The following is a 14,206-nucleotide window of genomic DNA, read 5'->3' as shown; positions in this document are numbered from 1 at the left end:
GCGCGTTCCCCATCAATAGATCATGAACCTACCTGCACAACACGATTCGGCACTGGCCAACTTCCATCCGGCAGTAAGCGCCTGGTTCCGCCGGCAATTTGCTGCCGTCACTCCCGCTCAGGCCCAGGCCTGGCCGTTGATCCAGCAAGGGCACTCGACCCTGATCGCCGCACCCACGGGCTCGGGCAAGACCCTGACGGCATTTCTCGCCGTTCTCGACGAGTTGGTGCAGCTGGGCCTCGCGCAAGGAGGCCAACTGGCGCAACGCACTCTGGTGCTGTACGTCTCGCCGCTCAAGGCCCTGTCCAACGACATCCAGCTGAACCTGCAACGCCCGCTGCAGGGCATAGCCGAGCAACTGGCCGGCATGGATCTACCTGCGCTGACAATCGTCGCCGGAGTGCGTACCGGCGATACGCCGCAGAAAGAGCGGGCCGCCATGCGCCGGCACCCTCCGCACATCCTGGTCACCACGCCCGAATCGCTCTATGTACTGCTCGGATCCGACTCCGGCCGACGCATGCTTGCGGATGTCGGCACGGTGATCGTCGATGAGATCCATGCAGTGGCCGGCAGCAAGCGCGGCAGCCATCTGGCCTTGAGCCTGGAGCGCCTGCAGGCACTGTGCAGCAAGCCGCTGCGCCGTATCGGCCTGTCCGCCACGCAAAAGCCGATCGCTCAGGTGGCGCAGTTCCTGGTCGGGGCGCAGCGGGTGTGTTCGATCGTCGACATCGGTCATGCCCGCCCCCGCGACCTGGCCATCGAAGTGCCCGCGGTGCCGCTTGCGGCGGTCATGCCCAATGACGTCTGGGAGTTGGTCTACAACCGCCTGGCCGAACTTGCACAGGCGCATCGAACCACCCTGGTGTTCGTCAATACCCGGCGCCTGGCCGAGCGCCTGGCGCGCCATCTGAGCGAGCGGCTCGGGCGCGAGCAGGTGGCGGCCCACCACGGCAGCCTGGCGAAAGAGCAGCGTCTGGATGCCGAACAACGGCTCAAGCGTGGCGACCTGCAAGTGCTGGTCGCCACCGCCTCGCTGGAGTTGGGCATCGATATCGGTAACGTCGACCTGGTCTGCCAGATCGGCTCGCCCGGCTCCATTTCAGCGTTTCTGCAACGGGTAGGCCGTTCGGGCCACCACGTCGGTGGTATTCCCAAGGGCCGCCTGTTTGCAACCTCTCGGGACGACCTTATCGAATGCGTGGCGTTGCTGGACTGCGTGCGCCGCGGCGAACTGGATATCCTGCGCATTCCCCAGGCGCCGCTGGACGTATTGGCCCAGCAGATCATCGCCGAGGTCAGCTGCCAGGAATGGCCGGAGCAGGCGTTGCTGCAGATGTTCCGCCAGGCAACGCCCTATGCGGCATTGGACGCCACACGCTATGAAGCATTGCTGCGCATGCTGGCCGAAGGTTACAGCGGGCGTCAGGGCGTGCGCGCCGCCTATCTGCACCGTGATGCGCTCACCCAGAGCCTGCGCGGCCGGCGCGGCAGCAAGTTGACTGCGGTCACCAGCGGAGGCGCCATCGCCGACAACGCCGACTACGCGGTCCTGCTGGAGCCCCAGGCGTTGAGCATCGGCAGCGTCAACGAGGATTTTGCCGTGGAAAGCCTGGCCGGCGATATCTTCCAGCTGGGCAATCGCTCCTACCGCATCCTGCGCATCGAAGGCGGCAAGGTGCGGGTCGAAGATGCCCACGGTCAGGCGCCTAACATCCCCTTCTGGCTCGGGGAGATGCCCGGACGCAGCGCCGAGCTGTCTGCCGGCGTGGCGCGCTTGCAGGCCTCGATAGACCAGCGCCTGGCGCTCGGTGACGGGCTACCCGAGCCCGTGCTGCCCTGGTTGCAGGACGCGCTCGACCTGGGACGGGACAGCGCCGAACAACTGCTCGACTACCTCGCGCGTACGCGCGAGGCGCTTGGCGCGCTGCCCTCTCAGGACACGTTGATCATGGAGCGTTTCTTCGATGCCTCGGGCGCGACGCAGCTGGTCATCCACACGCCATTCGGTAGCCGCATCAACCGGGCCTGGGGCCTGGCCTTGCGCAAGCGCTTCTGTCGCACGTTCAATTTCGAGCTGCAAGCAGCGGCCAGCGAAGATGCCATCGTGCTGTCGTTGTCGACCAGCCACAGCTTTGCGCTGGAGGACGTCTGGCACTACCTGCACAGCAACAGCGCCGAATCGATATTGACCCAGGCGCTGCTCGACGCACCGCTGTTCGGCGTGCGCTGGCGCTGGAACGCCGCCACGGCCCTGGCCCTGCCCCGCTACAGCGGCGGCCACAAGGTCGCCCCGCAGCTCCAGCGAATGAAAAGCGAGGACCTGATCGCCACGGTATTCCCGGACCAGATCGCCTGCCTGGAGAACATCGTCGGCGAGCGGGAGATTCCCGATCACCCGCTGGTTACGCAAACCCTCGACGATTGCCTGCACGATGCCATGGACAGCGAAGGTTGGCTGGCCGTGCTGCGGCGCATCGAAACCGGTCGGATCAGCCTCATCCAGCGTGATCTGCCCCGCCCTTCGCCGCTGGCGGCAGCGATCCTCAATGCCAGGCCCTATGCGTTTCTCGATGACGCACCGCTGGAAGAGCGACGTACCCAAGCGGTACTGAACAGGCGCTGGGACGAACCCCGCACGGCAGACGACATGGGCGAACTGGACGAGGATGCCATCAAGGCGGTGGCCGCCGAGGCATCGCCCTCCCCGGTCAGCAGCGACGAGATGCATGAGGCGTTGATGAGCCTGGGTGCGTGGGCTGAACGCGAGGTTGGGGCCAGCGAGCTACCGCTGCTGAAGGCCTTGGCCCGTACGGGTCGCGCAGCGCGCCTGACGCTGGGCGACGGCGGCCACGTGTGGCTGGCCCTGGAACGAGCGGCCTGCCTGCAGGCCATCTATGGGGGCGCCGAGCTGTCGCCGGCACTACAGATGCCCGCACACCTGGCGCAGACGTGGACGAAGCAAGAAGCGACACTGGAACTGATCCGCGCCCGCTTGAGCGGGTTCGGCCCGCAGCGGCTGGGTGAGATTGCCGCCCCACTGAACCTGCATCCCGCACTCGTCGAACAAGCCCTGCTCGCCTTGGAAACCCAGGGCTACGTCATGCGCGGCCGGTTTCTCGCCCACATCGAGGAAACCCAGTGGTGCGAACGGCACCTGCTGGCGCGTATCCATCGGTATACGGTGAAGCGACTGCGGCGTGAGATCGAACCGGTCAGCCTGCAGGTGTTCATGCGCTTTCTCCTCGACTGGCAGTGCCTTGCGCCCGCTACGCGCCTGCAAGGCGAAGCGGCAATGAGCCGACTGCTCGACCAGCTCGAAGGCTACAGCGCGCCAGCCAGCGCCTGGGAGAACGACCTGCTGCCGGCTCGTCTGCGCGGATACGATCCGTCGTGGCTGGACCGCGCCAGCCGCAGCGGCAAGACGGTCTGGGCGCGGCTGGCCAGCAGCGGCAAGGGCGCGACCCTGCGCAACACGCCGATCGTGCTGCTGCCGCGCGCGCGCCTGGCTGTGTGGCGCAGCTTGGCTGCGGCAGTCCAGCCGCTGGAACTGTCCATGCGTGCGCAAAAGGTCGAGCAGACCCTGGCTGCGCAGGGCGCCATGTTTTTCGATGATCTGGTCCACCAGACACGCCTGCTGCGCACGGAAGCCGAGAACGCCCTGCAGGAGCTGGTCGCCGCAGGTCGCGTGAACGCCGACAGTTTCGCTGGCCTGCGCGCACTGATCACCCCGGCTGGCAAGCGCCAGGCGCGCAGCAGTCGCCGCGGTCGTGGCGCGTTTATCGGTGGCATGGACGATGCCGGGCGCTGGGCCCTGCTGCAGGCGCCTGGTTGCGCGCCCGAGGAAGCCGTGGAACAGATCGCCCTGGTGCTGCTGCGCCGCTACGGCGTGGTCTTCTGGCGTTTGCTGCAACGCGAAGCCGACTGGCTGCCCAGCTGGCGCGAGCTGTTGCGTGCACTGCAGCGCCTGGAGGCGCGTGGGCAGATCCGCGGGGGGCGTTTCATCGATGGTTTGTCAGGTGAGCAGTTCGCACTGCCAGAGGCCATTCCAGCCTTGCGCGAGGTGCGCAAGCGAGCGGTCGATGGCACCCTGGTATCGATCACGGCCAGCGACCCGTTGAATCTGGTCGGCACCCTGCTGCCATTGCCGGGAGCCGACCCCCTGCAGATTCAGAAAACCGTGCCAGCGCTACCCGGCAACCGCGTGCTATACCGCGACGGGCTCCCCGTGGCGGCATTGATCGCAGGCAAACCGGTCTACTGGAGCGAAGAAACCACGGAAATGCGCCGACAACTGATCCATCCATCCCTGTAGCAGCGGCGCGAGCCGCGTCATCGGTGCATGCGGTGTGCCTGAACAAACGCGGTGAGGCCGAACGCGGCTTGCGTCGCAGCTACAAAGGCTGCGCCAACTCGACCTTGTGACATTCCGTAATAGCCAAACTTTTGCAATTCATTGCGAAACCCGCCAACCTCCGCGCCGCTGATCGATAATGGCCGCCGACGCGGAACCGCAACCCCAGCGTTCACTCCCTACTACATCCTTTCTTTTCGCAAGAGCCTGTCGCCATGACTAACGATCGAGACCATCGGATCGATTTCTATCGGGGTTTGGCGTTGATCTTCATTTTTTGGGATCACATACCGCAAAACCCCTTGGCCAGCTTCACGCTGCGCAACTTCGGATTCAGCGACGCCGCAGAGGTGTTCGTGTTCCTCGCCGGCTACGCGGCCGTGCTGGCCTACGGCAAGATCGCGCTGCGCGACGGCTACCTGGTCGCCAGCATACGGATACTGCGCCGCGCGTGGGTGTTGTACGTGGTGCACATCTTCCTCCTGGCGGTGCTGATGGGCATCATCTTCGTCGCCAACAATCACGTCGAAACGCGCGACATGATCCAGGAAATGAACCTCACCTATTTCATTTCCAATCCGCAACAGGCCATGGTTGACGAACTGCTGCTGCGCTTCAAACCCAACCTGATGGACCCTCTGCCGCTGTACATCGTATTGCTGCTCGGCCTGCCGATCGTCCTGCCACTACTGATCAAGCGGCCAGCGCAGGCCATCGGCTTGTCGCTGGTGTTGTACCTGGCAGTGCAATGGCTGGGCTGGAACATCCCGGCGCACGACAACGGCCTGTGGTACTTCAACCCCCTGGCCTGGCAGATGCTGTTCGTGCTGGGTGGCGCCACGGCGCTGCATTCGGCACGCGCGCCAGTCGCGGCGGCTCGCCCGTTGGGCCGCCAGCCGCTGTTTCTCGCGTGCGCCGCACTGGTGACATTCAGCGCCCTGGTCGCCCTGGGCTGGCGCTGGCCGGTGCTGCACGAGGCGCTGGTGCCCGGCTGGTTTGGCGAACTGCTCTACCCCATCGACAAGACCAACATGTCGCCGTCACGCCTTTTGCATTTCGTGGCCCTGGCCTACTGCGTGGCCAAGCTGATACCCCGAGGCGAATGGGTGAATCAGCTGCTGCCACGCAAGGTCGCGCTGATGGGACGTTATTCGCTCGAGGTCTTCTGCCTCAGCGTGGTGCTGGCACCGTTGGCCGACATGGCCAATGCCCTGGCCGACGACCAGCTCGCGATGCAGATCGCCAGTGCGCTGGTGGGCGCGGGCCTGATGCTGGCCCTGGCCGAATGGCTGGAACTGAACAAACGACTGGGCCGTCCGCGCCCGGAGTTGCCGAAGCTTGAGTTGGCGAAGTCCGAACGGCCCGTGGTCGCGCTGGGCAAAGCCCTCTGATCAGGCGTTGCCGGCCAGCTTCAGGCGCGCGGCCTGGGTAAAGTCCAGCATGCGCTTGAGCGGCCGGATGGCCTGGGGGATCAGCGCGGCATCCACGGTGATTTCGTTGCTGCCCTCGCGCAGGCACTGCAAGGTGCGCTCCAGGGTGTTCATGGCCATCCACGGGCAATGCGCGCAACTGCGACAGGCGGCACCATTGCCGGCCGTAGGGGCCTCGATCAGCGTCTTGTCGGGCACGGCCTGCTGCATCTTGTAGAAGATACCGCGGTCGGTGGCCACGATCAGGGTCTGCTGCGGCAAGGTGCGCGCAGCGGCAATCAACTGACTGGTCGAACCCACGGCGTCCGCCAGCGCGATCACTTCGGCCGGCGACTCGGGATGCACCAGAATCGCGGCGTCGGGGTACAGCGCACGCATGTCGGCCAACTGCCGCGCCTTGAACTCCTCGTGAACGATGCAGGCACCGTCCCACATCAACATGTCCGCGCCAGTGTGGGTCTGGATATAGTTGCCCAGGTGCTTGTCGGGCGCCCAGATGATCTTCTCGCCGTTGTCCATCAGGCTTTCGACGATCTCCAGCGCGCAACTCGAGGTCACTACCCAATCGGCACGGGCTTTCACGGCGGCCGAGGTATTGGCATAGACCACCACGGTGCGTTCGGGATGCTGGTCGCAGAATGCCGAGAACGCTTCCACCGGACAGCCCAGGTCCAGCGAACAGGTCGCTTCCAGGGTCGGCATGAGCACCCGCTTTTCCGGGTTGAGGATCTTTGCCGTTTCACCCATGAACCTGACGCCTGCCACCACCACCGTCCGCGCCGGGTGCTGATTGCCAAAGCGCGCCATTTCCAGCGAATCGGAAACACAGCCACCGGTTTCCTCTGCCAATGCCTGGATCACCGGATCGCAGTAGTAATGGGCAACCAGCACCGCGTCCTGAGCCTCAAGCTCGGCGGCGATGGCGGCACGGTAGTCAGCCTCCTGTTCCGGTGTCAGTGGCCGGGGCTGCTTGGCATCCAGGTGAGCCTGGACCAGAAGGCGTTCGGATATCTGCGTCATGGGGCAAGACCTGCGGGCGCTGATGCGCGAAAGTCGAGTATAGGCCGGGCCAGCGACGGCCTGGGAGTATATGCCCTGGCTTTCGTGAGGTTTTTGAGGGCTGGCGCAGGCTACAGAGAAACAAGCCGTTAGCAAAGCCTTATAGACGGTGCAGCCACAACCACCGAATCACAGGCATAAAAAAACCCGCAGCCTTTGCAAGCTGCGGGTTTCGAAATGGTGGGTCGTGTGGGATTCGAACCTACGACCAATTGGTTAAAAGCCAACTGCTCTACCAACTGAGCTAACGACCCGTTTCGTGGGGCGTATAATACCGAATTCTTTCGGTAATTCAACACCCTACAGAAAATAAATCAAAAATAACGCGTGGGGTCACTCACGCCTGCCGTGGCGAAGCCTTCGGCACGCAGGCGGCAGCTATCACACTTGCCACAGGCTTGACCCTGGTCATCGGCCTGGTAGCACGACACCGTCAGGCCATAGTCGACACCCAGCGCCACGCCTGCCTTGACGATATCGGCCTTGCTCATGTTCTGCAGCGGGGCCTGTATGGTGAAGCCATTGCCCTCCACACCCGCTTTGGTAGCGAGGTTGGCCAGGCGCTCGAAGGCCTCGATGAACTCTGGCCGACAATCCGGATAGCCCGAATAGTCCACCGCATTGACGCCGATGAAGATGTCGCGCGCTTCGAGCACCTCGGCCCAACCCAGGGCCAATGACAGAAACACCGTGTTGCGAGCTGGAACGTAGGTGACCGGAATGCCCTCACCCAAGGTTTCCGGAACGTCGATCGAGGTGTCGGTCAGTGCCGAGCCACCCATGCCATCCAAGTCGAGCCCTATGACCTTGTGCTGTATCACGCCCAGGTCCCGAGCCACGCGTGCTGCGGCATCGAGCTCGGCCCGATGGCGCTGGCCATAGTCGAAGCTCATGGTATAGCAGGCGTAGCCCTGGGCCTTGGCCATCGCCACGACAGTGGCGGAATCCAGGCCGCCGGAGAGCAGAATGACTGCCTTTTTCTCGTGTTGGGTATGGTTCATGTCAGCGCCCCGGCTCGTCGTTCCAAAGAAGTTTGTGCAGCTGCATCTGCAGGCGCACCGGCAGGTTGTCGGCCACGATCCAGTCGGCCAGATCGGTAGCGCGCAGTTGATCCTTGCTCGGCGAGAACAGCACTTCGCCGGCACGACCGTCCAGCCCGTACTGGATCAGCTTGGACACGGCCCAGTCATAGTCCTCGCGCGAGCACAGGACGAACTTGACCTGGTCGTTGCGGGTCAGCAGCTCGATGTTCTCGTAACGGTTGCGATGGACTTCGAGGGAACCCGGCGTCTTCAGGTCGAGCACGCGACTGACCCGAGTGTCGACTGCGCTGATGTCGAGTGCGCCGCTGGTTTCCACGGAAACTTCATAGCCGGCATCGCAAAGCCGCTGCATCAACGGGATGGCATTGGGCTGAGCCAATGGCTCGCCTCCGGTAACGCATACATAGCGAGGCTTGTAGCTGGCCACCTGTTCCATGATCGAATCGAGCGTGCGCTGTGTTCCCCCGCTGAACGCATACGCGCTGTCGCAATATTGGCAGCGCAAAGGGCAACCGGTCAGGCGCACGAAAACCGTGGGCAAGCCTGCGGTCCGCGTCTCACCCTGCAACGAGTAGAAGACTTCGGTAATACGTAGTGTGTCTTGCATAGGGTCCACGGGCGTGACAGCGAAACAGGCTGACCGCCTCCGTTGGGCACTTCAGGCGGCCCGCGATCGCGTGGCCTCAGGAAGCGTGTTCATAAAATGGCGGCAAATTCTAACGAAAAAACCCGCGACAGGCGCGGGTTTCTTCGAATCACACGGCAAGCTTCACAATCTTTGCAGGTCTTTCTGCGCCAATTGCGCAGCGGATGTACCCGGATACTGGGTCACTACCTGCTGCAGAATGCCCTTGACCCTGTCGGTGTGGCCCAGCCGGCGCTCGACGTCGGCCAGTTTGTAAAGCGAATCCGGCACTTTGTTGTGCTTCGGATAAAGCTGGCTGACCTTGGCGAAAGCCTGGCCTGCGCCCTGCAGGTCACCCTTGGCAAGGTTGACCTCGCCCAGCCAGTATTGGGCATTGCCCGCATACTGGCTGTTTGGGTATTTGCGCAGGAAGGCAGCGAAAGCCTGGCTGGCCTTGTCGAAATCCTTGGCCTTGATCAGGTCGAAGGCTGCATCGTAATACAGCTTCTCCTTGGCCGGATCGCCAGGCTCGGCGCCTGCGGACGACTGGCCGGCGGCCGATGAAGCACCAGCGCCGCTCGAGGCGCCACTGGCTGAAGAATTATCCGGTTGAGCAGCGGGTGCAGGTGCAACCCCCGAGCCAATCCGACGATCGAGTTCCTGATATCGCTCGAGCCCTTCCTGTTTCAGGCGCTGGATATCGTTCTGCTGGACTTCGACCTGACCTCGCAGACGTGCGATGTCTTCCTGCATTTGCTGCAGTTGCATGAACAGCTCGCCCTGAGCCGAGACAGGCGCTTGCGCGACTGTCCCGGCCGAGGCGCCGTTCGTACCGTAACCTGAGGGCGGATAGCTGCCACCAACGGCGCCACTGTTACCGTAGCCTCCATTGTTGTTGCTATCGACCACAGGCACCGCGCCCCAAGCCATTACAGGCAGGGCGAAAGCCAGAACAGTTACAGCACGACGGCACGTTCGCATGACGAATTACTTACGCAGTTCGACGCGACGGTTCTGAGCCCACGACTGCTCGTCGTTGCCAGTAGCCACTGGACGCTCTTCACCGTAGGAAACCAGTTCCAGCTGAGCTGGCGAAACGCCCTGCAGTACCAGGTAACGCTGAACGGCCTTGGCACGACGCTCGCCCAGTGCCAGGTTGTACTCGCGAGTACCACGCTCGTCGGTGTTACCTTCCAGAACGACGCGAGCGCCGTTGGCTTTCAGGTCCTTGGCGTGAACGTCCAGAGCGCGCATGGCTTCTGGCTTCAGGTCCGAGCTGTCGTATTCGAAGTAGAACGTGGTGATTGCGCGCAGAGCAGCTTCTTCGCTCAGGGAACCGTCAACGGCACCGGTGTTTGCGCCGTAACCAGCGTTAGGGTCGACAGCAGCGCCGCCTTGACCAGCATCTTCGCCGCCTTTGGACGAGCAACCTACAGCTACGGACAAGGCCAGGGCCAGCGCAGCGAACTTACCAAACTTCAGCATTTCCATCGTGAAACTCCTAATGAACCCCAATGTGTTAAGTACAACGTATTACGCCGCGTCAGTTCAGGTAAGGGGACCAGGACGGTTCTCTGACTTCGCCTTGAGCGGTAGGAAGCGGGAGCCTCACGCGGCCGTTTAGCGACACGAGCATCAAGACTCCCCGGCCCTGCTGGCGGGTGGCGTAGATTACCATGGTGCCGTTGGGCGCAACAGTAGGCGACTCATCAAGAGTTGAATCTGTGAGGATCTTTACGCTTCCGCGCTCCAGGTCCTGCGCCGCCACCTTGAAATTGGTGAAACCATCTTGCCGATGGATCATTACAAGAGTCTTTTCGTCGGCCGAAAGTTTCGGGTTGGCATTGTAGTTGCCCACGAACGTCACACGTTCGGCATTGGCGCCGCCGGAGGTGCTGGTCTTGTAGATCTGTGGCTTGCCCCCACGGTCCGACGTGAAGTACAGGGTCGAACCGTCCTTGCCCCAGAAGGGTTCGGTGTCGATCGCCGGGCTGTTGGTCACGCGGGTCAGCGCACGCGAGGCCAGGTTCATCACGTAGATTTCCGGGTTGCCGTCCTTGGACAGCACCAGTGCCAGGCGATTGCCGTCCGGCGAGAACGCCGGTGCGCCGTTGAGTCCTTCGAAGTTGGTCAACTGCTCACGGCGACCGGTGTCGACGTTCTGCAGGAAGATCCGCGGACGGCGCTGTTCGAACGACACATAGGCAATGTTGCGGCCGTTGGGCGAGTAGCGCGGCGACAGGATCGGCTCGCGCGACTGCAACAGGGTCACCGCACGTGCGCCGTCGTAGTCCGAACGCTGCAGGGTGTAGCGAGTGGCATTGGTGCCGGCCCGTTCGGCAGTCACGTAGAGCATGCGCGTGGAGAACGCACCCTTGATCCCGGTCAGCTTCTCGAACGACTGGTCGGAGATGAAGTGAGCCATGTCGCGCAGCTGGTCGGTGGTGCCGGAAACGCTACCGGTCAACACTTGTTGCTGCGTGTTGACGTTGAGCAGCGCGTATTGCACCTGCAAGCGGCCGCCGGCCGGCGTGATGCTGCCGACCATGACGTACTGGGCACCCAGCGCCTGCCAGTCGCGGTAGATGACTTCGCTGGCCTGGGAAGGCTGGCTGATCATGTTCTGCGGTGGAATGGGTGCGTAGTAGCCCGAGTTGCGCAGGTCGTTGCCGACGATCTCGGCAATATTGTCAGGCAACACACTGCCGCCCTGGAAACCGAACGGCACGACGGCAATCGGCGTGGCACGGTCGGCACCGCTGGTGACCAAAATGTTCTTTTCGTCCGCAGAGGCCATGCCGGCTGCGCAGCAAAGGACGACGAGCAGTCCTCGAAGAAGGGTAATCACAAGGCAAGATCCTCAGGTGTAAATGTCATCTTGAAGGAACGATAGGGGTTGAAGTCAGCTGGTTTCAAACCCTGCATTTCCGTTAAACGGCCAATGTTCTTGACCGCAGCAACCGCCGAACTGTCGAAGGGACCATCGCCGCTGGAGCGTGAAACGCTGACATTGGTGACGGTGCCATCGGGCAACATGTTGATCTGCAATACCACGGTCATGTTCTTGCGTGCCGAAGGCGGACGCGCCCACCCTTCGGCTGCTCGCGAGCGGATCAGATCGTCGAAGTTGCCTGCGACTTCATCCCCCTGCTCGTCGGCGAGTGCCTGCTGGCGTTCGGGCTTGTCGGAAAGCAGATCGGCCAGTGCCTGCGCCTTCTTGTCCTCCGCTGCCTTGCGCGCTGCATCCTGAGCCTTCTTCTTCGCGGCATCGGCTGCAGCTTTCTTCTTCGCGTCTTCGGCGGCCTTCTTCTTCGCTTCCTCGGCTGCAGTGGCCTTCTTGGCGTCGTCTTCGGCTTTCTTCTTCGCGTCTTCGGCGGCCTTTTTCTTGGCGTCCTCGGCAGCCTTCTTCTTGGCGTCCTCGGCTGCCTCCTTCTTGGCCTCTTCCTGCTCGGCCTTCTTCTTGGCGATGTCGGCCAGCTCGCTCTTCTTGGCTTCGGCCGCTTTTTCAGCGGCTTCGGCCTTGGCAGCCTCAGCCTTGGCCGCTGCTGCAGAGGCGGCTTCCGCCTTGGCGGCAGCATCGGACTTCTTGGCTTCGTCGGCCTTCTTCGCCGCTTCGGCCTTTTGAGCGGTTTCCTCTTTCTTTTGTTCCGCGGCCTTGATGGCTTCCTGCTCCAGCTTCTTGGTCTCCATCTGCTCGACTTCGGTCTGCCGCGCAGCAGACTTCTTCGCCTCGCCCGCCAGTTTCTGGTTGGTCTGCGTAGTGGCCTGGCTCTTGGACTTGAGCTGATAGAGCGTAGCCTGCACGATGGGTCGCGCTTCAGGCAGTTCGGGCGTCATGGCGAAACTGACGAACAGCATCCCGAAGATCAGCACGTGCAGGGCTACCGCCCAGACCGTGGGCCAGAAGAAGCTTTCCGAGGCTGAATGCTCTCGCTTTCGCATCAGGGGGCCTCGGTAATCAAGCCAACGTTACCGACACCTGCCTGCTGCAAACCACCCATGGCGCCCATGACAGCCCCGTAATCCACGGTCTTGTCACCGCGAATGAAGACCTGGGTCTTCTTGCCGCTGGCATTGCCCTGGTTGATGATCGCGGTCGCGGCCTGGGTCATCTGCGCCAGCGTCATGGCCTTGTCCTGCTGCTTTTCAGTGTCTACTTCCTTGCCGACGTTCCAGTAGTAGGTCTTGTCGGCCTTGATGGAAATGGTGAGCACCTGAGTGTTGTTGTCCTGCGGCAACGCTTCGCTGGAAACCTTGGGCAGATCGACCTTCACACCTTGGTTGATCATCGGAGCGGTGACCATGAAGATGACCAGCAGTACCAACATCACGTCGATGTAGGGCACTACGTTCATCTCGGCGACCGGCTTGCGTTTTGGGCGACGACCTCGAGTCATTGGGTTATCCCTGCTCACTCTTCGCTGGTGTGCACTTTACGGTGCAGGATGGCCTGGAACTCGTCAGCGAACGTGTAGTAACGGTTGATCAGGGTTTCGCTGCGGGCAGCGAAACGGTTGTAGGCGATAACGGCCGGAATCGCTGCGAACAGGCCGATGGCCGTGGCAATCAGTGCTTCGGCAATACCTGGCGCAACGGTGGCCAGAGTCGCCTGTTGGGCCGATGCCAGGCCGCGGAACGAGTTCATGATGCCCCATACGGTACCGAACAGACCCACGTAGGGGCTGGTGGAACCGACGGTTGCCAGGAATGGCAGGCCCTGTTCGAGCTTTTCTTCCTCGCGCGAAATCGCCACGCGCATGGCACGGCCGACGCCTTCCATCACGGCATCGGGATCGACACCCTGCTGCTGGCGCAGACGGGAAAATTCCTTGAAGCCGGCGCGAAAGATCTGCTCGACACCCGAATCCGGATCGGGATTGCTACCGGCCTGGCGGTACAGCTTGGACAGGTCGATGCCCGACCAGAAGCGTTCCTCGAAGCTGTCCAGGGCACGACGACCGGCGCGCAGCATCGAGCTGCGCTGAAAGATCATGACCCACGAGGTGACCGAGGCGGCCACCAGAATAAGCATTACCAACTGCACCACGACACTGGCATTGCTGACCAAACTCCACATGGAGGTATGGTCGACGACGTTAGCTTCCACGCTTAATCTCCTGCATTGGATTGTTTGCCCAGGCCGCCTGCGTCGGCAAGGGCCGCACGCAAGGCTGGGGGAATGGCCCGGGGTCTGAAGTTATCGGCGCGCACACAGGCCACCATGAACTGCCCTTCGCAGAGCAGCGTTGCATCCTTCACACGCCAGACCTGCTGTTTGAAACGCAGGCTGGCGCGATTCAATTCGGTTACTTCGGCGGTCACCGTCAGCTCGTCGTCCAACCGCGCCGGCGCATGGTAGCGCGCCTCTGCCGAATGCACGACGAACAGCAGGTTCTCACCTGCCAGCTGCGACTGGACGAAACCCAGCGCACGCAGGTGCTCGGTACGAGCCCGCTCCATGAATTTCAGGTAATTGACGTAGTAGACGACGCCGCCGGCATCGGTGTCTTCGTAATAGACCCGACACGAATGGGCGAACGCCTGAACCCCGTTTTGCGCGCGCATACTCTAGTGCTTACTCCTCAGGTTGCCAATCCGCCCAGGCAACTGTTTTTTCGTCGCGTGTGCAGGCAAAGCCCATGCAAAAGCTGCGTCAGCCCCTAGGACCACGCAAAGCCGAATTAGGTCGCTGCGC

General features: G+C 62.5%; 12 protein-coding genes and 1 tRNA gene. 2 read left to right on the top strand and 11 right to left on the bottom strand.

The features are described from left to right. The first annotated feature begins 22 nt into the window (after positions 1-22). The gene (locus IFT98_RS00355; RefSeq protein WP_192049869.1) at positions 23-4,315 is read left to right on the top strand and encodes a DEAD/DEAH box helicase; all 4,293 of its coding nucleotides are present in this window, start codon (positions 23-25) and stop codon (positions 4,313-4,315) included. 254 nt (positions 4,316-4,569) lie between these two features. Further along, entirely contained in the window at positions 4,570-5,745 is a 1,176-nt protein-coding gene (locus IFT98_RS00350) for an OpgC family protein (RefSeq protein ID WP_192049871.1), read from the top strand. Here IFT98_RS00350 and nadA read toward each other — a convergent pair whose 3' ends face one another. The 11 genes from nadA to ybgC form a co-directional block, all read right to left on the bottom strand. Further along, complete coding sequence (nadA, locus tag IFT98_RS00345; protein ID WP_192049873.1) at positions 5,746-6,804, bottom strand: quinolinate synthase NadA; 1,059 nt, start codon at positions 6,802-6,804, stop codon at positions 5,746-5,748. Between the two features lie 217 nt (positions 6,805-7,021). Then, a tRNA-Lys gene (locus tag IFT98_RS00340) sits at positions 7,022-7,097 on the bottom strand. Positions 7,098-7,157: 60 nt separating this feature from the next. Further along, complete coding sequence (gene queC, locus IFT98_RS00335) at positions 7,158-7,844, bottom strand: 7-cyano-7-deazaguanine synthase QueC (protein WP_192049875.1); 687 nt, start codon at positions 7,842-7,844, stop codon at positions 7,158-7,160. A gap of 1 nt (position 7,845) precedes the next feature. Further along, complete coding sequence (gene queE, locus IFT98_RS00330) at positions 7,846-8,493, bottom strand: 7-carboxy-7-deazaguanine synthase QueE (RefSeq protein ID WP_122713290.1); 648 nt, start codon at positions 8,491-8,493, stop codon at positions 7,846-7,848. 162 nt (positions 8,494-8,655) lie between these two features. Then, positions 8,656-9,492 (bottom strand): tol-pal system protein YbgF, encoded by an 837-nt coding sequence (ybgF, locus tag IFT98_RS00325; RefSeq protein ID WP_122713291.1) that lies wholly within the window; start codon positions 9,490-9,492, stop codon positions 8,656-8,658. 6 nt (positions 9,493-9,498) lie between these two features. Then, a complete protein-coding gene (gene pal, locus IFT98_RS00320) occupies positions 9,499-10,002 on the bottom strand; it encodes a peptidoglycan-associated lipoprotein Pal (protein ID WP_043187198.1) in 504 nt (167 codons plus the stop codon). Positions 10,003-10,054: 52 nt separating this feature from the next. Then, the gene (gene tolB / locus IFT98_RS00315) at positions 10,055-11,359 is read right to left on the bottom strand and encodes a Tol-Pal system beta propeller repeat protein TolB (protein ID WP_122479308.1); all 1,305 of its coding nucleotides are present in this window, start codon (positions 11,357-11,359) and stop codon (positions 10,055-10,057) included. Then, positions 11,356-12,453, bottom strand: coding sequence for a cell envelope integrity protein TolA (gene tolA / locus IFT98_RS00310; protein ID WP_446730837.1), 1,098 nt, complete (start codon positions 12,451-12,453; stop codon positions 11,356-11,358). Before tolA ends, tolB begins: the two co-directional genes overlap by 4 nt. Further along, positions 12,453-12,908, bottom strand: coding sequence for a protein TolR (tolR, locus tag IFT98_RS00305; protein ID WP_122479310.1), 456 nt, complete (start codon positions 12,906-12,908; stop codon positions 12,453-12,455). Before tolR ends, tolA begins: the two co-directional genes overlap by 1 nt. Before the next feature lie 14 nt (positions 12,909-12,922). After that, positions 12,923-13,618, bottom strand: coding sequence for a protein TolQ (gene tolQ / locus IFT98_RS00300; RefSeq protein WP_122479311.1), 696 nt, complete (start codon positions 13,616-13,618; stop codon positions 12,923-12,925). 2 nt (positions 13,619-13,620) lie between these two features. Next, complete coding sequence (gene ybgC, locus IFT98_RS00295) at positions 13,621-14,076, bottom strand: tol-pal system-associated acyl-CoA thioesterase (RefSeq protein WP_192049877.1); 456 nt, start codon at positions 14,074-14,076, stop codon at positions 13,621-13,623. Positions 14,077-14,206: the final 130 nt, after the last annotated feature.

The sequence above is a fragment of the Pseudomonas sp. CFBP 8770 genome, from assembly GCF_014841705.1.
Classification (GTDB): domain Bacteria; phylum Pseudomonadota; class Gammaproteobacteria; order Pseudomonadales; family Pseudomonadaceae; genus Aquipseudomonas.
Note: the sequence above shows the minus strand (reverse complement) of the source record. Positions and strands in the feature narration are given on the sequence as shown.

Excerpts from the sequence above, each read along its gene's own strand:
- IFT98_RS00355 (WP_192049869.1), top strand. The coding sequence starts at position 23 with ATGAACCTACCTGCACAACACGATTCGGCACTGGCCAACTTCCATCCG.
- IFT98_RS00350 (WP_192049871.1), top strand. The coding sequence starts at position 4,570 with ATGACTAACGATCGAGACCATCGGATCGATTTCTATCGGGGTTTGGCG.
- nadA (WP_192049873.1), bottom strand. The coding sequence starts at position 6,804 with ATGACGCAGATATCCGAACGCCTTCTGGTCCAGGCTCACCTGGATGCC.
- queC (WP_192049875.1), bottom strand. The coding sequence starts at position 7,844 with ATGAACCATACCCAACACGAGAAAAAGGCAGTCATTCTGCTCTCCGGC.
- queE (WP_122713290.1), bottom strand. The coding sequence starts at position 8,493 with ATGCAAGACACACTACGTATTACCGAAGTCTTCTACTCGTTGCAGGGT.
- ybgF (WP_122713291.1), bottom strand. The coding sequence starts at position 9,492 with ATGCGAACGTGCCGTCGTGCTGTAACTGTTCTGGCTTTCGCCCTGCCT.
- pal (WP_043187198.1), bottom strand. The coding sequence starts at position 10,002 with ATGGAAATGCTGAAGTTTGGTAAGTTCGCTGCGCTGGCCCTGGCCTTG.
- tolA (WP_446730837.1), bottom strand. The coding sequence starts at position 12,453 with ATGCGAAAGCGAGAGCATTCAGCCTCGGAAAGCTTCTTCTGGCCCACG.
- tolR (WP_122479310.1), bottom strand. The coding sequence starts at position 12,908 with ATGACTCGAGGTCGTCGCCCAAAACGCAAGCCGGTCGCCGAGATGAAC.
- ybgC (WP_192049877.1), bottom strand. The coding sequence starts at position 14,076 with ATGCGCGCGCAAAACGGGGTTCAGGCGTTCGCCCATTCGTGTCGGGTC.